The organism is Streptomyces sp. NPDC005574, from assembly GCF_040605435.1.
GTDB lineage: Bacteria > Actinomycetota > Actinomycetes > Streptomycetales > Streptomycetaceae > Streptomyces.
In genome coordinates, this window is the sequence record NZ_JBEXCW010000039.1 from 1 (window position 1) to 18,614 (window position 18,614).

17 protein-coding genes are annotated in these 18,614 nt (G+C 71.7%); 10 read left to right on the top strand and 7 right to left on the bottom strand.

Features of this window, described 5'->3' with window-relative positions; all coding sequences use genetic code 11:
- Positions 1-161: 161 nt before the first annotated feature.
- Entirely contained in the window at positions 162-785 is a 624-nt protein-coding gene (locus ABZT03_RS23940) for a TetR family transcriptional regulator (RefSeq protein WP_356042435.1), read from the bottom strand.
- 145 nt (positions 786-930) lie between these two features.
- Between ABZT03_RS23940 and ABZT03_RS23945 the strand changes: the two genes are divergently transcribed.
- The 3 genes from ABZT03_RS23945 to ABZT03_RS23955 all read left to right on the top strand — a co-directional run bounded on the left by ABZT03_RS23945 (position 931) and on the right by ABZT03_RS23955 (position 2,912).
- Complete coding sequence (locus tag ABZT03_RS23945; RefSeq protein WP_356042436.1) at positions 931-1,098, top strand: hypothetical protein; 168 nt, start codon at positions 931-933, stop codon at positions 1,096-1,098.
- 32 nt (positions 1,099-1,130) lie between these two features.
- Entirely contained in the window at positions 1,131-1,397 is a 267-nt protein-coding gene (locus ABZT03_RS23950; protein ID WP_356042438.1) for a DUF4190 domain-containing protein, read from the top strand.
- Between the two features lie 345 nt (positions 1,398-1,742).
- Positions 1,743-2,912, top strand: a complete 1,170-nt coding sequence (locus ABZT03_RS23955; RefSeq protein ID WP_356042439.1) for a cysteine desulfurase family protein — start codon at positions 1,743-1,745, stop codon at positions 2,910-2,912.
- A 40-nt stretch (positions 2,913-2,952) separates the two neighbouring features.
- Here ABZT03_RS23955 and ABZT03_RS23960 read toward each other — a convergent pair whose 3' ends face one another.
- Together ABZT03_RS23960 and ABZT03_RS23965 are read right to left on the bottom strand one after the other, a co-directional pair.
- A complete protein-coding gene (locus ABZT03_RS23960) occupies positions 2,953-4,530 on the bottom strand; it encodes a multicopper oxidase domain-containing protein (RefSeq protein WP_356042441.1) in 1,578 nt (525 codons plus the stop codon).
- A gap of 229 nt (positions 4,531-4,759) precedes the next feature.
- Complete coding sequence (locus ABZT03_RS23965; protein WP_356042443.1) at positions 4,760-5,419, bottom strand: N-acetylmuramoyl-L-alanine amidase; 660 nt, start codon at positions 5,417-5,419, stop codon at positions 4,760-4,762.
- Positions 5,420-5,479: 60 nt separating this feature from the next.
- Here ABZT03_RS23965 and mnmA point away from each other — a divergent pair, with 60 nt between their 5' ends.
- Positions 5,480-6,610: a tRNA 2-thiouridine(34) synthase MnmA gene (mnmA, locus tag ABZT03_RS23970; protein ID WP_356042445.1), complete on the top strand. Its 1,131-nt coding sequence runs from the start codon at positions 5,480-5,482 to the stop codon at positions 6,608-6,610.
- Between the two features lie 516 nt (positions 6,611-7,126).
- Positions 7,127-8,632 carry a GMC oxidoreductase gene (locus ABZT03_RS23975; RefSeq protein WP_356042524.1) on the top strand — a complete coding sequence of 502 codons (1,506 nt, stop codon included), beginning with the start codon at positions 7,127-7,129 and terminating at the stop codon, positions 8,630-8,632.
- Between the two features lie 314 nt (positions 8,633-8,946).
- Here ABZT03_RS23975 and ABZT03_RS23980 read toward each other — a convergent pair whose 3' ends face one another.
- Both ABZT03_RS23980 and ABZT03_RS23985 read right to left on the bottom strand, forming a co-directional pair.
- Positions 8,947-9,933 (bottom strand): helix-turn-helix domain-containing protein, encoded by a 987-nt coding sequence (locus ABZT03_RS23980; RefSeq protein WP_356042447.1) that lies wholly within the window; start codon positions 9,931-9,933, stop codon positions 8,947-8,949.
- Between the two features lie 310 nt (positions 9,934-10,243).
- On the bottom strand, positions 10,244-10,837 hold the full coding sequence (locus ABZT03_RS23985) for a TetR/AcrR family transcriptional regulator (protein ID WP_356042449.1): 594 nt from the start codon (positions 10,835-10,837) through the stop codon (positions 10,244-10,246).
- 111 nt (positions 10,838-10,948) lie between these two features.
- On the opposite strand from ABZT03_RS23985, the gene ABZT03_RS23990 reads away from it, so the two are divergent.
- A complete protein-coding gene (locus tag ABZT03_RS23990; RefSeq protein WP_356042450.1) occupies positions 10,949-11,959 on the top strand; it encodes an NADP-dependent oxidoreductase in 1,011 nt (336 codons plus the stop codon).
- A gap of 304 nt (positions 11,960-12,263) precedes the next feature.
- Here ABZT03_RS23990 and ABZT03_RS23995 read toward each other — a convergent pair whose 3' ends face one another.
- Together ABZT03_RS23995 and ABZT03_RS24000 are read right to left on the bottom strand one after the other, a co-directional pair.
- Positions 12,264-13,043 (bottom strand): alpha/beta hydrolase, encoded by a 780-nt coding sequence (locus ABZT03_RS23995; RefSeq protein WP_356042452.1) that lies wholly within the window; start codon positions 13,041-13,043, stop codon positions 12,264-12,266.
- A 36-nt stretch (positions 13,044-13,079) separates the two neighbouring features.
- Positions 13,080-13,403 carry a DUF427 domain-containing protein gene (locus ABZT03_RS24000; RefSeq protein ID WP_356042454.1) on the bottom strand — a complete coding sequence of 108 codons (324 nt, stop codon included), beginning with the start codon at positions 13,401-13,403 and terminating at the stop codon, positions 13,080-13,082.
- Between the two features lie 50 nt (positions 13,404-13,453).
- On the opposite strand from ABZT03_RS24000, the gene ABZT03_RS24005 reads away from it, so the two are divergent.
- The 4 genes from ABZT03_RS24005 (at position 13,454) to ligA (ending at position 18,373) form a co-directional block, all read left to right on the top strand.
- Positions 13,454-14,017 carry a TIGR00730 family Rossman fold protein gene (locus ABZT03_RS24005; RefSeq protein ID WP_356042456.1) on the top strand — a complete coding sequence of 188 codons (564 nt, stop codon included), beginning with the start codon at positions 13,454-13,456 and terminating at the stop codon, positions 14,015-14,017.
- An 18-nt stretch (positions 14,018-14,035) separates the two neighbouring features.
- On the top strand, positions 14,036-14,734 hold the full coding sequence (locus ABZT03_RS24010; protein WP_356042458.1) for an SDR family oxidoreductase: 699 nt from the start codon (positions 14,036-14,038) through the stop codon (positions 14,732-14,734).
- A 474-nt stretch (positions 14,735-15,208) separates the two neighbouring features.
- On the top strand, positions 15,209-16,165 hold the full coding sequence (locus ABZT03_RS24015; protein WP_356042526.1) for a methionine synthase: 957 nt from the start codon (positions 15,209-15,211) through the stop codon (positions 16,163-16,165).
- Between the two features lie 15 nt (positions 16,166-16,180).
- Positions 16,181-18,373 (top strand): NAD-dependent DNA ligase LigA, encoded by a 2,193-nt coding sequence (ligA, locus tag ABZT03_RS24020; RefSeq protein ID WP_356042460.1) that lies wholly within the window; start codon positions 16,181-16,183, stop codon positions 18,371-18,373.
- Positions 18,374-18,614 lie beyond the last annotated feature (241 nt).

Consider the following 18,614-nt stretch of genomic DNA (forward strand, 5'->3'; position numbering starts at 1 on the left):
ACGAAGCCGTTGAAGGGTTCGTGGTCGCTCCCGACAAGGAAGCGGTAATCGCCAACTGGGTTCGCGGGGACGGCACCCGAACGCGGGTGCGCCGCCGCCGTGTTGCCGGTCGGCCCGGCTCTCGCGCACCGAAGGAAGGGGAGAGCGGGTGCGGGCCGGCGTCAGGCGAGCCAGTGCCGGCGGCCGAGACTGATCAGCCGCATCTGCTGCGTCGCGAGCCGGGTGACGTGGTCCCGCTTCTCCGGGGCCTCCAGCGCCTCCAGGAACAGCGAGGCCGTGATCAGCATCTGGTCGACGTACAGGTGGGCGAGCATGAGGAGGTCGTCGTCGTTCCACCCCGCCGACTCGGGGTCCTTGGCCAGTTCGTTCCTCACCTCCTCGGCGAACCGGGCCAGTTGCTCCCGGATGGCCTCGCGCACCGGCTGCACCCCGCCATGGCGTTCCCGGGCGATGAATCGGACGTGGGCGGGGTAGGCGTCCACATGACCGGCGATCAACTCGACGGCGCGGACGATGCGTTCATCGCTGTCGCCCGCCGTGGACACCGTCGTCCGGATCATCGGGTGCAGGCTGCCCAGCGCCTCCTCGACCAGGGCCACGCCCAGGTCCTCGGTGGAGCGGAAGTGCCGGTAGAAGGCCGTCGGGGCGACGCCGACGGCGCGCGTGACCTCGCGCAGGCCCAGGCTGCTCAGGGACTGCTCCTCCAGGAGCGTCAGCGCGGCGTCCAGGAGCGACTGCCGGGTCTTCTGCTTCTGCGCCTGCCGGATGCCGAGGGTGTGACTCATGCCATGCAGTTAACAACTGTTCTCCGTAATTGAAAAGCCGTGCGACGCGCTAGACTCCAGAGTCAGTGAACAAGTGTTACTACAACCGTTCACCCAAACGTAACGAGAAGCATCTCGCACGCATCTCGGAGGGGGATCTCATCCCATGCTGTTCCTCGTCGCCGCACTTCTGCTGCTCGGCCTCGTGATGGGCACCGTGGCCCACACGTCGCTCACGGTCACCGCCGTCGCCGCCGCCGTCATCGCCGTCTGGCTCGCCGTCTTCGCGCTCCGCGAGCGCCACGGACGCCGGCGTCACACCTCGACCCACTGAACGCCGTCCCCTTTCACCGGGAGCTGACTGACATGCAACTCACCGCATCGGCCACGAGCCGCACCGGGGCCAGCGACGCCGACGGCATGGCCGTCGCGTCCTTCGTCCTCGGGCTCCTCGGCCTCCTCGTGCTCAACGTCTTCCTCGGCCCGATGGCCATCGCCCTGGCCGGCGTCGCCCTGTGGCGCGGCACGGCCCGCCGCGGCCGCGCCTTCCTCGGCCTCGGCCTGGGCGTGGCGGACCTGCTGGTCCTGGCCGCCTTCATGCAGGCCGACAGCTCGCTGTCGTGGAGCCTGTGACCACCACGAGCCGCGTGCGGCGCCGCGCCTCGCGGAAGCCCTGAGCCGCGAAGCCGCCACCTGTGCGCAGATAGCGGGCTTCGCCGTGCGTGAGGCGCGGGGCGTGAGGCGCCGGGTCCTTGTCAGGCGGGCGGCGCCGGGTGCGAGCCGGGCGTTGACGGCAGGCCTGAGCCGGGCGCGCGCCAGGCGTGAGCCGGCAGGTGTGAGCCGGTCGTGTGACGGCAGGGTGTGCCGCGCGTGAGGCGGCGGGAGGCGGCCGGGGACGAGCCGCGCACCGTCGTGTCCCCGTTCCGGTCGGGCCTGTCACCGAGACCGGTGACCGGGTCCCCGTAGAATCGGGGCACCATGGCATACCTCGACCACGCCGCGACGACCCCGATGCTTCCCGAGGCAGTCGAGGCACTCGCCGCGCACCTGAGTGTCACCGGCAACGCCTCCTCCCTCCACGCATCCGGCCGACAGGCCCGCCGTACGGTCGAGGAGGCCCGCGAGAGCCTCGCGGAGTCCCTCGGCGCGCGCCCCAGCGAGGTCGTCCTCACCTCCGGCGGCACCGAGGCGGACAACCTGGCAGTCAAGGGCCTGTACTGGTCCCGCCGCGACGCCGACCCCGCCCGGACCCGGGTGCTGGCAGGCCCCGTCGAGCACCACGCCGTCCTCGACGCCGTGCACTGGCTCGGCGAACACGAGGGCGCCACCGTCGAGTACCTTCCGGTCGACGCCTACGGCAGGGTCCACCCCGAGGCGCTGCGCGAGGCCATCGCCCGCAATCCCGACGACGTGGCCCTGGCCACCGCGATGTGGGCCAACAACGAGATCGGCACCATCTCCCCGGTCCGTGAACTGGCCGACGTCGCCGCCGAGTTCGGCGTCCCGCTGCACGCCGACGCGGTGCAGGCGTACGGGCAGGTGCCGGTCGACTTCGCCGCCTCCGGCCTCGCCGCGATGGCCGTGTCCGGTCACAAGATCGGCGGCCCGTACGGCATCGGCGCCCTGATCCTGGGCCGTGAGTACACCCCCGTGCCCGTGCTGCACGGCGGGGGCCAGGAACGGCACGTCCGCTCCGGGACCCTCGACGTGCCCGCGATCGCGTCCTTCGCGGTCGCGGGCACGCTGGCCGCCGAGCGGCGCGAGTGGTTCGCGCGGGAGATCGGCGCCCTGCGGGACAGCCTGGTCGAGGCGGTCCTCACCGCGGTCCCCGACGCGATCCTCGGCGGGGACCCGGCACCCGGCGGCCGCCTCCCGGCCAACGCCCACTTCACCTTCCCGGGCTGCGAGGGCGACTCGCTGCTCCTGCTGCTCGACGCCCAGGGCATCGAGTGCTCCACCGGCTCCGCCTGCACCGCGGGCGTCGCCCAGCCCAGCCATGTGCTGCTGGCCATCGGAACCGACCCGGACCTGGCCCGCGGCACCCTGCGCTTCTCCCTCGGCCACACCTCCACGGAGGCCGACGTCAAGGCGGTCGCCAAGGCGATCGGCCCGGCCGTGGAGCGGGCCCGGGCGGCCGGCCTCAGCTAGGACTCCTCGTCCGGATCAGCCCGCCCCCCGGGGCCGGTGTTCAGCCGTCCAGCACCATGAGGGACGCCATCATGCCCTCGTCCTCGTGCTGCAGCAGATGGCAGTGGAGCATGTACATGTAGGTGTCGTCGGAGAAGTCGGTGAACTCCATCGCGATCTTGAGGGAGCCGCCGCCGACCACCTCGAACGTGTCGTACCAGCCGAGTTGGACCCCGGTGGGGGCCGAGCCGTTGATCGAGACCAACTGGTAGGGCACGTCGTGCAGATGGAAGGAGTGCTCCAGCTGGGAGGCGTTGGTGATCGTCCAGATCTCCTTGGCCCCCAGCGTGGTGCTGATCATGGTCATGCCGGACATGGTGAGGCCGGCCTGACCGTTGATCTTCATCGTCGCGCCCGTGTTGCTGAGCGTGATGGTGCGGGCCGTGAAGCCGCTGGTGTCGTACCGCTCGATGGTGCTGAGGCTGCTCGGCAGGTCGTCCGGGGTGTCGCTGCCGCCGGCCGCGACCGTGAGGAAGTCGAACGTGCCGGAGCCGCCGCGGATCCAGCCCGTCGTGATGACGACCTGGAGGGTGACGTCCTCGGTGACGTCCATGACGAACTCGGCGCGGGCCCCGGCCACCAGCCGGATGGTGTCCACCGAGGTCGGCTCCGTCAGGTAGCCCTGGTCGGTGGCGATCTGGGTCAACTTGCCGCCGTCGCTGCGCTGGAGGGTGATGATGTCCGACGGCGAGGCGTTGAGCGCCCGGAAGCGGTTGCGGGTCCTGGTGGCGCTGAAGGTGAGCGTGGTGTCGTCGACGTTGGCGCCGTTGACCAGCACCGGGAAGCTGAGGCCGCTGGTGAGGTAGCCGGCCTGGTCGTACTTGATGTCGCCGGCGCTGTCGACGGCCAGGCACTGGAAGACGAGCGGGATGTCGTCGACGCCGTAGTCGCTCGGCAGGGCGGCGGAGGCGGTGGAGTCGTCCTCCACGATGATCATCCCGGCCAGCCCGTGGGTGGCCTGCTTCGCCGTGGTGCCCAGGGCGTGCGGGTGGTACCAGAGGGTCTTGGCCTCGTCCAGGACGGTGAAGGTGGGGGACCAGGTCGTCCCGGCGGCGAAGGCGTTCTGCGGGCCGCCGTCCATCTTCGGCGGGACGTGCGCGCCGTGGAAGTGGACGGTGGTCTCCTCGGTGAGGCTGTTGGTGATGTTCAGCAGGACGGTGTCGCCGCTGGTCCACTTCATGGTCGGGCCGAGGAACGACTGGTTGTAGCCGGCGGTGGTGCTGGTGACCCCGTCGAGCACCTCGCCGGTGCCGGCCTTCGCCTCCAGGGTGAAGGTGGTGGTGCCGTCGGCGGCGGTGCCTTCGAGGAGGTCGGGGACGGGCAGCGTGCCCGTGCCGGTGGCGGCGCCGGCCTTGTTGCCGCCCGCGTCGGTCAGCAGCCCGAAGGTCGCCCCCGCCGCCCCGACGGCACCGAGGCCGACTCCGGCCATCCCGCCGAGGAAGCGGCGCCGGTGCATTCCCTTCCCGCTCCGGCCCCCGGCCGCCCTGGTGTGCTCGCCCTTGCCGCCCCGGTCGCTTCTCGCGTGGGCGTCCCTGCCGTCTCGCTCCGCGCCGGACGCGGGCTCTGCGCTGTTCGTCATGGCCGTGGAGCCTCGACGCAGGGGCTGTGTGAGGACTGGGGCGAACCTGGGAGCGAGCCGAACAGGCTGTGCGAACGCCCTGCCGGACAGGCGCCGTCAACTGGCTTGTGCAGAGGCCAAGTTGGCGGTTCGCAGGTCATGCTCGTCGGGCGGGACGCATCGGACACGCGGACCTCGGCGATTGGTCACCATATGGCGGTCATGTGGGCTGCGTCACACAGCATCCCCGCTATGCGCTCGCTGTCCGCGCCGCGCGCACCAGCCGCAGGTACCGCTTCCAGTCCCAGTGCGGCCCCGGGTCGGTGTGGTCGGTCCCCGGCACCTCCACGTGCCCGATGACGTGCCGGCGGTCGACGGGGATGCCGTACCGCCCGCATATCCGCGCCGTCAGCCGCGCGGAGGCCGCGTACATCGCGTCGGTAAAGTCCTCGGGCCGGTCCACGAAACCCTCGTGCTCTATGCCGACGCTGCGCTCGTTGTACTCGCGGTTGCCCGCGTGGAAGGCCACGTCCAGCTCGCGGATCATCTGGGTGATGTGCCCGTCCTGACGGACGATGTAGTGGGCCGCGGCCCCGTGACCGGGGTCCTGGAACGCCTTCACCGCGCTCGCGAAGCTGCCCTGGGTGACATGGACGACCACCCGGTCCACGGCGTAGTCGTCGGGCCGGTCCGCCCGCCGCCAGTTCGCCGGCGAGGCCGCCACCCACCGCGCGCCCCGGAAGTCGACCGCGCCCGCCACCCGCGGCTTCTCCACGCCGGGCAGCCGCCACCACAGGTGCGCCAGCTCGTCGCGTGCGAGCGCGGCCGTGCCGGCGGCGGCCGCGGCCCCGCCGATGAGCAGGGCGCGCCGCCCGATACGCCGGTCGGTGTCGCGCTGTGTCTCCCCCATGTGATCGAGAACGGATACGCGCGGGCTCCGGTTCCCGCGCCCCCTTACCCTTGGAGGGCTATGACTGACACCCCGCAGCTTTCCCGTCCGCTCCGAGTCCTCGCCGCCATGTCGGGCGGTGTCGACTCGGCCGTCGCCGCCGCGCGCGCGGCCGAGGCGGGCCACGACGTGACCGGCGTCCACCTCGCGCTGTCCGCGAACCCGCAGTCGTTCCGCACCGGCGCGCGGGGCTGTTGCACCATCGAGGACTCGCGCGACGCCCGCCGCGCCGCGGACGTCATCGGCATCCCGTTCTACGTGTGGGACCTCGCCGACCGCTTCCGCGAGGACGTCGTGGAGGACTTCGTCGCCGAGTACGAGGCGGGGCGCACCCCGAACCCGTGCCTGCGCTGCAACGAGAAGATCAAGTTCGCCGCCCTGCTCGACAAGGCGCTCGCCCTCGGCTTCGACGCGGTCTGCACCGGCCACTACGCGCAGGTCGTGGTCCGCGAGGACGGCGGCCGCGAGCTGCACCGCGCCTCCGACATGGCGAAGGACCAGTCGTACGTGCTCGGCGTGCTGGACGAGCGGCAGCTCGCCCACGCGCTGTTCCCGCTCGGCGACACGGTGACGACGAAGGACGAGATCCGCGCCGAGGCCGAGCGCAGGGGCCTCGCGGTCGCCAAGAAGCCCGACTCGCACGACATCTGCTTCATCGCCGACGGCGACACCCAGGGCTTCCTCGCGAACCGCCTCGGCAAGGCCGAGGGCGACATCGTCGACGAGTCCGGCGCCAGGATCGGCACCCACGAGGGCGCGTACGGCTTCACCATCGGCCAGCGCAAGGGCCTGCGCATCGGCACCCCGGCCGCCGACGGCAAGCCGCGCTACGTCCTGGACATCTCCCCGGTGGACAACACGGTGACGGTCGGCCCTGCGGCCGCCCTGGACGTCTGCGCGCTCACGGCGATCAGGCCGCGCTGGTGCGGAACCGCGCCGAGCGGCCCGGGCACCTACACCGCCCAGCTCCGCGCCCACGGCGGCGAGACGGAGGTGAGCGCCGAACTCGTCGACGGCACCCTCCAGGTGTCGTTCGCCGAGCCGGTCCGCGGAGTCGCCCCCGGCCAGGCGATCGTCCTGTACGACGGCACCCGCGTCCTCGGCTCGGCGACGATCGCGACGACCACGCGGGCGACGGCCGGGGTGGCGTAGAAAGGATCTTCGGGGCTCCGCCGCCGTCACAGGCTTCCCCTGCGGAGCGTCCGCAGGGGTGAGCGAGACGAGCTGATCGTCTGCGTACGTGCCGCCGTGGCCGGTCCGGCGATGAGAGACGCGGCATCCTGCCCGCCCGTGCTGGCGCTCAGGTTCCGAACGGACGGCGCGCTGGTTCAAGTGCGTGCTGTGTCGGTTTTCCTAAGCTTCCACTGCCACCGGGTCACTCCGGTGTCCGTCAGCACCGGCAACGCCCGCACCAGCAGGGGTGCGCGGCGGGCCTCCATCCGGACAGTCGTACTCCGCTGCAGCCCGCCCGCTGCTGATCAGCCGATCCCACGCCTCCCGCGCGCCGAGCCCGGACGCGGCTGGGCGACCCACAGAGCTGACGCGAAGACAACCGTCCCGACTTTCAGACCCTTCAGCGCATAAGCGTCATCAGCTTCTTGATCGTCGAGGGGCTGATTTTCTGACATCCGGCGGTCGGGCAGGGCTGCCGTGGAAAGCGGAGAAATGATGAGCAAGAGTCCTTATGACTATGTCGTGGTAGGAGCGGGGACAGCGGGATGTGTGATTGCCTCCCGGCTTTCGGAACGCCCCGGCATGCGGGTGTTGCTGCTGGAGGCCGGAGCCCGGGACGCGACCGCGACGATGGCATCTCCTTGGGGCTTCCTCGGGTTCGACCCGTCATCCCTCTGGCTGGGCGCCTCGACCGTGCAGGCCGGTACAGGCAGAGCCGCTGATGTGCTGCGCGGCAAGGCGCTCGGCGGATCGTCGAGCATCAACGGCCTCTACCACCTGCGGGGGCACCGCTCCGGTTACGACGAATGGCCCGGCCTCGGCGCTCCGGGCTGGGGTTTCGACGATCTGCTGCCCTGTTTCCGCCGCAGCGAGAGCACTCGCAGCCGTGATGCCTCAGTACGCGGAACGGACGGCCCGGTCGTGGTCGCCCCGGTCCCGGAACCCCATCCCCTGGCCACGGCGGGCATCGACGCCGCGGTGGAGGCCGGGTTCGCACGCGCCGATGACATCGGCAGCGGGCTGGAGACCGGGTTCGGGTGGAGTGACATGAATCTGCCCGCCGGCGCCCGCCAGAGCGCGGCCGACGCCTACATCCGTCCGTTCCTCGACCGGCCGAACCTGGACGTCGTCACGGACGCGACCGTGCAGCGGCTGCGCACCACCGCGGGCCGCTGCACCGGCGTCGAGTACACCATCGGTGGGGAGCGCCGGTCCGTCGACGGCGCCGAGGTGGTACTGACCGCGGGAGCCATCGGTTCCGCACACCTCCTGATGCTGTCAGGGATCGGCCCGGCACAACACCTCGAGGAACACGGCATCGACGTCGTCGCCGACCTGCCGGGAGTGGGCTCCCATCTGCAGGACCATCCGATGGCGGGCGTGGTGTACGAGGCCATCCAGCCCGTACCGTTCGTTCCGGCCAACCCGCCGGCCGAAATGATGGGCCTGCTGTACAGCGACCCCGCCGCGGCCCGGCCGGACCTTCAGGTCTACGTCGTCGCCGCACCGCTCCCGTCGGCATGGGGCCGGCCGCCGGCCAACGGCTACTCCATCGCTTTCTCCGCGATGGCTCCGCACAGCAGCGGCACCGTGCGTCTCGCGGACGCCGATCCCGGAAGCGCTCCCGTCGTCGACCCCGGCTACCTGAGCGACGATCGTGACCTGGAGACCATGCGCAAGGGCCTGGCCCTGGCACGCCGCATCGGGGAGGCCGACGCGTTCGCCGACTGGCGCAAGCAGGAAGCGGTGCCGGGCTCCGGGACGAGCGGCGAATCCGTGGACGAGTTCATCCGCAAGGCGACCGGCCCCTACTTCCACTTCACCGGCACCTGCCGCATGGGAACCGACGCCGATGCCGTCGTCGACCCTGCGAACCTTCGGGTGCACGGAATAGCCGGACTGCGGGTCGCCGATGCGTCGGTGATGCCGTCCATCCCCTCGGCCAACACCAATGCGACCGTCTACGCCATCGCCGAACGGGCCGCCGAACTGATCGACTGAGCCTTCTTCAGTGCCCCCGGCGCTTCCATGACGCGCTCATCCCCGGCGCCCGGACCGCCGGCGGCTGGTCGGAGTCTTCGACCAGTTGCCGGCATCCTGCGTGCCGAACCCGAAGCGGCGGCGAGCTCGACGGGGCCAGGGCCCGTGTGGACGGCTGCCGCATACGCGTGAAAGAGGGGGGCCGACGCCGGTCCGTCGTCGGTCGGCCGGCGGAAGGCGGGCAGCGGACCGGGCAGCAAACACCACCCAAGGGTGAGCCACGGGGCGGCGGATCACCTCTCAGCTCGCCGGGAGCCGCCGGGTCCTACCTTTGGTCACGCGCTTTCGGCCGGCCCATGGCCCGAGGGGTGCCGGTTCGGCGGGAGCGAAGCCGCTCCGGTCGAGCGGGCGTACTCGGTGGGAGTCTGACCGTAGTGCTTCTTGAAGGTCCGGGTGAAGTGACTGCTGTCCGCGAACTGCCAGTGGGCAGCGAGTTCGGAGATACTCAGGCGACCTGACGGCGCGGTGAGGGCGAGCCTGGCCTCTTGCAGTCGCCGGTGGCGGATGTAGGTAGTCACCTGCTCTCCCACCGCGGCGAATGCCCTGTGCAACGTCCGGACGGAGACGCTGAGTTCACGCGCAAGCATCGCGGGAGAGAGTTCGGGATCAGCGAGCCGGCGGTCCGCGAGATCCTTGGCCGCCCGGGTGAGCGCGGGCGCCAGCCGGGGTTCCACGTCGTCGAACCGGCCCTTCGTCACCGCCTTGGCCAGCTCGATCAGCGCGCCGTGGGCGGCTTCCACACCGGCCGGGCCGAGGTCGGACACAGTTGTCTGGATCGTGTCCGCGAGGGCCGTCAGCAGGCGTATCTCGGCCGAGTCCGCCGCCCCGGTGATGGCCCGGTTCCCGAGCAGGGGCTTGAGTTCGCCGGGCGGCAGGACGAAGAACTTCGCCGTGATGTGCGCCGACGTCTCGAAGGCCGACAGACGCCCGACGTGCCGGACGAGGAACCGCCCTGCCGACACGGTCTGTTCGCCGCCACCGGGCGGGCCGCCCAGAGTCCACGTACCGCGCCGCACCACGTACATCGCCACCAGGTCCTGGTCGCCGCCCGGGGCGTCCGCGGTCCGGGTCGCCGACGCGGCGTGCAGATCGGCGATCGCCGCGCCCTGCACCTTGGCCACCTGTCCCCTGACCCGGAAGTCACCGACCGTGTCCGGGCTGAAGGCGGGCAGTTGGAAGACATCGTCGCCGATCTGCGTCTCCCACCCGCGCCGGAAGGAGTCGAGTCCCCGCGGTGCGGCGCCCGGGGCGGTCGAGTTCACTGAGAACACCCCGCGCGCGCCGTCGACCTCCGCTCCCGTACCGTCCACCACTCCCCGATCCCTCACCTTCACAGCTTCAACGCCATCCTGTGGTGCTCGTGTTCCGTACGGACGTCGCCGTGGTCCACGCGGGCACTGTGCCAGTCTTCCTGTAGACGGCCCGCAGGCGGGGTGTCTTGCAGGATCAGGGTCGGTCGGGAATGCCGCGCCTGCCCGGAGTCGGGTCGCAGGTCCGGGTTCGGACCGGGATGGATGCAGTACGACCTCGGCGTCGCCCCCTGCCGAGTCCGCTGGTCAGCGCGCGGCCATCTCAGTTACGGGTCTGAGGGCGGTGTTCCCCCTCGGCATGGCTGCTCCCCGCGCTCGTCAGAATCGCGCTCGCGACAACCTCGAAGAGGCGATCGGCGCGTGGCGCGAGCGAGGGCTGATCGCCGACCCAGGCGAGCATGGCTACCAGCGCGAACAAATCGGCACCGTCGATATCGCCCCGCGCGATGCCCGCGGCCTGGGCACGGGTGAGGAGCCGCGCACCGGCTGCGCGCAGGGTGACGCACGAAGCGTGGAGTGCGGATTCGGTGTCCTCGATGGCGGCTGCCATCAGTACGGTCACGCCCCGATACTCGGTTGTCCACGCGACGCAGTCGCGCAGCCACGAGATGAGAGCGTCTTCGGGCGAGCTCGCCGTCTCGAACTCGCCTGCCTTTGCCGTCAGTTCGTCGAAGCTCGTGCGGAGCAGGGCATCGAGCAGTGCCTCACGCGTCGGGAAGTGCCGCAGCAGCGTCGCGAGCCCGACATCGGCCCGGCGCGCGATGTCGCGCAGTGACACGTCGACGCCTTGCTCGGTGACGGCGGTGCCTGCTACTGCGAGCAGGTGGTCGCGGTTTTTCCTGGCGTCGGCCCGCATCTGCCCCTCTTGACTATCCGGATCAGTGGTCCATATATTCGGATCAGTGGTCCGGTTATGTGGATCACTGATCCGAATAAGCGTATCCCGCAGTGCGGGCAGGAGGAAACGATGCCGACAGACACGATGAGGGCGGTCCGGCTCCATGAGCACGGCGGCCCTGACGTTCTGCGCTACGACGAGGTGCCGATTCCCGAGCCGGGGCCGGGCGAGGTGCTCGTTCGCGTGCACGCGGTCGGCGTCAATCCTCCGGACTGGTACCTGCGCGGCGGGCTGACCAGAATGCCCGGGGAGGCGGAATCGACGGTCAGCCTGCCGGTGATTCCGGGGTCGGACGTGTCGGGCGTCGTCGAGGCTGTCGCCGCGGACGTGGAAGGTCTCGCCGTAGGTGACGAAGTCTTCGGTCTTCTGCGTTTTCCCAGCTTCGACGGCAGCGCATACGCCGAGTACGTGGCTGCGCCCGCATCGGACCTGGCACGCAAGCCGGTCGGCGTCGACCACGTGCACGCCGCCGGGGCGCCCATGGCCGGCCTGACCGCGTGGCAGTTCCTGATCGAGGTCGGACACGATCACCCCTCGCCCTTCCAGGAGGCACGGCATCGCCCGACGGCGCTCGACGCCGACACGACGGTGCTCGTCAACGGCGCCGCGGGCGGCGTGGGGCACATCGCCCTACAGCTGGCGAAATGGAGGGGCGCACGTGTCGTCGCGGTGGCATCGGGCGCGCATGAGACGTTCCTGCGCGAGCTCGGCGCCGACCAGTACATCGACTACACCAAGAGTCGTCCCGAGGAACTCGTGCACGACGTCGATGTCGTTCTCGACGCCGTGGGTGGCCCCGACAGCAAGCGCTTCCTGCGTACGCTCAAGCGCGGTGGCTCCCAGTTCCCCGTGCTTCCCGGGGACTTCGATGAAGAAGAGACCGCGAAGCTGGGTGTAACGGTCTCGAGCGCCCAGGTCCGCTCGAACGGCGCGCAGCTTGCCGAACTGGGGCGCTTGCTCGACGCGGGCACGGTCCGCGTCGCGATCGACAGCACGTTTGCGCTCGCGGACGCCCGAGCCGCGCACGAACGCGCCGCCCGAGGGCACATCCGGGGCAAGATCGTACTCACGGTCGCTTAGGAACGAGCCGTTTCCCCGACGCGGAGAGCCTGGGGCGCGCCTGGCGACGAAGGCGGTCGCGATGCTCGCTGCGGCGAACGGAGCCGAGCGCACGGGTCGGCTCCGTTCGCCGCAGGAGATCGCTTTCGCTGGAGCCGGGTCCGCGCCTTCCTCCGCCGCCGGCGCGAGTACGGGCTGACCGCCGAGTTCCACGACCGGCCGGCTTCTCGCCGGTGCGGCTGCCGGTGCCGGTGCCGGTGCCCGACGGGAGCCACAGCGCGCGGGCGACGTGAAGGGGCGCACCACGGCGCCCGCGCGCAGGAAACTATGCCGCGAAGAACTCCGCCAGCACCGGCGCGAGGACGGCGGGGTCCACCGCGTGCGTCTGGCCGTCCAGCGCGCGGTACACGCCCTCGGGTGCCGCGTCCGCGACGTCCTTCGCCGCCTGCCGCAGCCAGCCGGGGCTCGCCCCGCCGGCCAGGGCCAGGACCGGCACACCGATCGAGGCCAAGCGGTCCCGGGGCACCAGACCGTCGCCCATCACGGCGTCGTCGTAGGCCAGGCTCGGGGCGACCGCCTCCAGGTCGGCCCACATCGGGGACCGGCGTGCGCCCGCGATCATCTCCTCGGCCAGGCCGGTCAGCCGCAGGAACAGTTCCACGGCGTCCCCGCGCCGGCCCTGCGCGAGGGCCTCGGTCAGGTTCTCGGTGTACGCGGCCCGCTCCGGCGCACCGCCCCCGTGGTCGGCGAACGGCGGCTCGTACACGGCCACGGAACGGACCGGCAGCCCGGCCGCCGCCGCCTCCAGGACCAGCGCGCCGCCCGAGGAGATGCCGTACAGGGCCGCGTCGCCGCCCGCCGCCTCCACGATGGCCGCGAGGTCCTCGACCTCGCGGGCCACGGCGTACGGGGCGGTGTCGCCGCTCCCGCCGCGGCCCCGCCGGTCGTAGGCGACGACGGTGAAGCGGTCAGCGAGCAGCGGCGCAAGGGGCGCCACCGTGGCGCCCGTCGACATCGCGCCGCTCACCAGGACGACCGCCGGGCCCTGTCCGGTGCGTTCGTACGCGAGGGGGGTGCCGTCGCGCGAAAGGGTCTTCTTGTCCATGCCGTGGAGACTGCCGTACCCCCGCCGGCTCATCGGTCACGACACTTCGACTTCGTAGAAGCAGAGGTGGTCCTTGATCTCGGTGACGTCGGGCTTCGGGTCCGGGTACCCCCACACCAGGTCCGCCGCGTCCGGCAGCGACCAGTACGAGGCGGTGCCCTTGAACGGGCAGTACGTGTGGGTGTCGGAGGGGGTCAGCAGCTCCAGCCGTACGTCCTCGGCGGGCAGGTAGTACCGCACGGGCGAGCCCGTCTCCCGCAGGACCAGCGGCCGGTCGCTCTCCGCCAGCACCCGGTCCCCGTGGACGACCCTCACATGCTGCGTGCCGTGCTCGATGGTGATCGTGTGTCCTTTGGCCATACCGGAAGAGCACCCGCGGGCCCGTCGTTCTTCCCGCGTACGGTGACGTCATGCGAATCTGCGTCTTCCTCTCCGCCGCCGACCTCGACGACCGCTACACGCGCCCCGCGCGGGAGTTCGCCGGGCTGCTCGGCAAGGGCGGCCACACCCTGGTGTGGGGCGGCTCGGACGTCGGCCTGATGAAGGTGGTCGCCGACGGGGTGCAGGAGGCGGGCGGCCGGCTCTGCGGGGTCTCCGTGGACTTCCTCGCGGCCAAGGCGCGGCCGGGCGTCGAGGAGATGGTGATCGCGCGCGACCTCGCCGAACGGAAGCGGCTGCTGCTGGAGAGGGCCGACGCGGTCGTGATCATGGTCGGGGGCACCGGGACGCTCGACGAGGCGACCGAGATCCTGGAACTGAAGAAGCACGGCCACACCGACAAGCCGGTGGTCCTCCTCAACACCGCCGGGTTCTACGACGGCCTCCGGCAGCAGTTCCACCGCATGGAGGACGAGGGGTTCCTGCCCCGCCCCCTGGCCGACCTGATGTTCTTCGCCGAGGAGCCGGCGGCGGCGCTCGCCCACCTGGAGGCCGCGACGTCGGCGGCTCCCGCCGAGGGCCGGGGCACCGGGTGAGCCACCGGTGATGCGAGCATGGCGGGCATGGCTACCCATGTGATCACCGGCGCCGGCTCCGGCATCGGCGCCGCTCTCGCCCGCCGCCTGCACGCGCGCGGGGACGACCTCGTGCTGCACGCGCGCGACGCGGGCCGCGCGAAGGAACTCGCGGCACGGTTCCCGGGCGCCGCCACGCTCGTCGGAGACCTGGCCGACCCCGACAGGCTGAGCTGGGCCTTCTCGCACCAGAGCCTCCCGGACCGGGTGGACACGCTGTTCCACATCGCCGGAGTCGTCGACCTCGGCAAGGTCGGCGAGCTGACCCCCCGGTCCTGGCACCACCAGCTCAACGTCAACCTGATCGCCCCCGCCGAGCTCACCCGCCACTTCCTGCCGCAGCTGCGCACCGCCCGCGGCCACGTGGTGTTCGTCAACTCGGGGGCCGGCCTGAGCGCCCACGCCGAGTGGTCCGCGTACGCCGCTTCCAAGCACGGACTCAAGGCCCTCGCGGACTCCCTGCGCGAGGAGGAGCACGGCAACGGCGTCCGCGTCACGTCCGTCTACCCCGGCCGCACCGCCAGCCCCATGCAGGCCAAGGTCCACCAGCAGGAGGGCAAGGAGTACGACCCCGCGCGGTGGATCGACCCGGAGTCCGTCGCCACGACGATCCTGACGGCCGTCGACCTGCCCAGGGACGCCGAGGTCAACGACCTGACGGTCCGCCCGGGGCGCTGATCCGCGGGGTGGCGTGGCGCCGACCGGGCGGGTGGTGGGGGCGTTGATCCGTCGGGCGCTGCGGGGCGCTGCCTGGCCGCCGGGCGCCGAGGGTGCTGGCCCATCGGGCGCCGCGGGCGCTGCTCGGCCGGGTGTCGAGGGCGTTGACCCGCCGGGTGCCAGGGGGGCGCGGGCCCGGCGGGGTGCGGGCCGTCGGGTGGCGGGGCGCTGCCCGGCGAGGCGCCGAGGGTGCTGGCCCATCGGGCGCCGCGGGCGCTGCCCGGCCGGGTGTCGAGGGCGTTGGTGCGCCGGGGTGCCGGGGGTGTGGGCTCTCGGGTGGCCGGGCGCAGGCCGGCCTGGCACCGAGCCGCTGACCCGGCGGACACCGCGGTCGCGGGAAAGCCGGGGTCCGGGGGCCGCGCCCCTGGGAAACCTCCGTAGGCTTCCCACGTGAACGCACACCTCAGTCTCGGCCCCGCCACGGGCATCGGCTCCATGCCCGGGGGCGACGCCCTCGAAGCCGCCAAGACCGTCACCGGGTCCGTCGAGGACTTCCCCTTCCTGGCCGAACTCCCCGCCCGCGGACCCGGCGCGGACATGATCGGCCGCACCGCCGGGCTGCTCGCCGAGCTCTACGCGCGCGTGGAGCCCAGCGGCTGGCGGCTCGGCGACCGGCCGGGCCGCGACACCCGGCGGGCCCGCTCCTGGCTCGGTGAGGACCTCGACGCGCTGGAGGAGTTCACCCAGGGCTACCAGGGCCCGCTCAAGGTGCAGGCCGTCGGCCCCTGGACGCTGGCCGCCGCGCTGGAACTGCGCAACGGCGAGGTCGCGCTGTCAGACCCCGGCGCCTGCCGCGACCTGGCCGGTTCGCTCGCCGAGGGACTGCGGACGCACCTGGAGGAGGTCGCCCGCCGGGTGCCGGGGGCGCAGGTCGTGCTCCAGCTCGACGAGCCCTCCCTGGTGGACGTACTGCGCGGACACGTGCGGTCCGCGAGCGGTTACCGCACCCACCGCGCCGTCGACCGGCAGGCCGTAGAGGCCACCCTGCGGGACGTGGTCGCCGTGCACGGCGACCATCCGGTCGTCGTCCACTCCTGCGCGCCCGACGTGCCCTTCGCCCTGCTGCGCCGGGCGGGCGCGTCGGCCGTCTCCTTCGACTTCTCCCTGCTCACCGAGCGTGACGACGACGTGATCGGGGAGGCGGTAGAGGGCGGCACCCGGCTGCTCGTCGGCGTCGTGCCCGGCACCGACGCCGCGTTGTCAGACCCGGCCGGTAGCGTCATGGGTGTCAGGACGCTGTGGCGCAGGCTGGGGCTGCGACCGGGGCTTCTCGCGGAGGCGGTGACCCTCACCCCGTCGTGCGGACTCGCGGGAGCCTCCCCGGAGTACGCGCGCCGGGCTCTCGCCCACTGCGTCCGGGCGGCGAGATCCCTCGCGGACAACCCAGAGTAACGGGAGGACGACACGGTGGCCGGCGACAAGCAGGCGGAGACGACGGTGCCCGCCGAGGCACGGGAGCAGCACGCGCAGCTCGCTGAGCAGATCGAGGAGCACCGCTTCCGGTACTACGTGAAGGACGCCCCGGTCGTCAGCGACGCCGAGTTCGACCAGCTCCTGCGTTCCCTGGAGGCGCTGGAGGAGCAGTATCCGGAACTGCGCACGCCCGACTCGCCCACCCAGAAGGTGGCGGGCGCCTACGCCACGGAGTTCACCTCCGTCCAGCACCCCTCGCGCATGCTCTCCCTCGACAACGCCTTCAGCGAGGTGGAGTTGGCCGCCTGGGCCGAGCGCGTCGCCAAGGACGTGGGCGCCTCCCCCCACCACCTGCTGTGCGAGCTGAAGGTCGACGGTCTCGCCGTCAACCTCACCTACGAGCACGGCCGCCTCACCCGCGCGGCCACCCGGGGCGACGGCCGTACGGGGGAGGACATCACCCCCAACGTCCGCACCATCGCGGAGATCCCCGAACGGCTGCACGGCGACCACGTCCCGGACCGGGTGGAGATCCGCGGCGAGGTCTACTTCCCGATGGAGAAGTTCGAGGAGCTCAACGCCCGCCTGCTGGAGGCCGGCGACAAGCCGTTCGCCAACCCGCGCAACGCGGCGGCCGGTTCGCTGCGCCAGAAGGACCCGCGCGTCACCGCCACCCGCCCCCTGCACATGGTCGTGCACGGCATCGGGGTCCTGGAGGGCTACACCGGCCTCACCCGGCTCTCCCAGGCGTACGACCTGCTGAAGACCTGGGGCCTGCCCACCTCCCCGCACAACAAGGTGGTCGACGGACTCGACGGCGTACGGGAGTTCATCGCGCACTACGGCGAACACCGCCACTCGGTGGAGCACGAGATCGACGGCGTGGTGGTCAAACTCGACGAGATCCCGCTCCAGGGACGCCTGGGCTCCACCTCCCGCGCACCGCGCTGGGCCATCGCCTACAAGTACGCGCCGGAGGAGGTCAACACCAAGCTCATCAACATCCGGGTCGGCGTCGGCCGCACCGGCCGCGTCACCCCGTACGCCCAGGTCGAACCCGTCACGGTCGCCGGGTCCGAGGTCGAGTTCGCCACCCTGCACAACCAGGACGTCGTCAAGGCCAAGGGCGTCCTCATCGGCGACACGGTGGTGCTGCGCAAGGCAGGCGAGGTCATCCCGGAGATCCTCGGCCCGGTCGTCGACCTGCGCGACGGCAGTGAGCGGGAGTTCGTCATGCCGTCCGAGTGCCCCGAGTGCGGCACACCGCTGGCCCCCTCCAAGGAGGGCGACGTCGACCTGCGCTGCCCCAACGCCCGCACCTGCCCGGCCCAGCTGCGCGAGCGGCTGTTCTACCTCGCGGGCCGCAAGGCGCTCGACATCGACCACTTCGGTTACGTCGCCGCCGCCGCCCTGACCCGCCCGCTGGAGCCCGCCGAGCCGCCGCTGAAGAACGAGGGCGACCTCTTCGACCTCACCGTCGAACAGCTGCTGCCCATCAAGGCGTACGTCCGCGACCAGGACAGCGGCCTGCCCAAGCGCGACCCGAAGACCGGCGAGGAGAAGGTCGCCACCGTCTTCGCCAACCAGCAGGGCGAGCCGAAGAAGAACGCGCTCGCGATGCTCGACACCATCGCCGCGGCCAAGGAGAGCCCCCTCGCCCGCATCCTCACCGGCCTGTCGATCCGTCATGTCGGCCCGGTGGCGGCCGAGGCGCTGGCCCGCGAGTTCCGTTCCGTGGACCGCATCCAGCAGGCCTCCGAGGAGGAACTGGTCGCGGTCGACGGGGTGGGGGAGATCGTTGCGAAGGCGGTCAAGGAGTGGTTCGCCGTGGACTGGCACCGCGAGATCGTCGCCAAATGGAAGGCGGCCGGCGTCCGTATGGAGGACCAGGGCTCCGGCGAGGACGAGGGTCCCCGGCCGCTCGACGGCATGACCCTCGTCGTCACCGGCACCCTCGAACACTTCACGCGCGACGCGGCCAAGGAGGCGCTGCAGAGCCGGGGCGCGAAGGTGACCGGATCGGTCTCCAAGAAGACCTCGTTCGTCGTCGTGGGCGACAACCCCGGCTCGAAATACGACAAGGCGATGCAGCTCAAGGTTCCCGTCCTGAACGAGGACGGCTTCCAGGTCCTGCTGGACCAGGGGCCGGACGCGGCGGCCGAAGTCGCGCTTCCGACCGAGGAGTAGCGGTTGAAGGCCACCCGATCGGCGCATACCAGATGCATACGGGTGGCAGGGTGGCATTCGGGCAACCGTCGCCGACCGCTGCCCGTGGAAGCCTTCTGCGGCCTACTGTTGAGGGGTGCGCCCGCCGTGCCCGGCCGCGGTCGGGGCAACCCTCTGCTCCTGGAGAGCAGGGGGAAGGGATGTCGCACGCGGCGCCGTTGACGGATGCAGGGCACCGGGCCGCGTGGCGTGGGCACCGCCG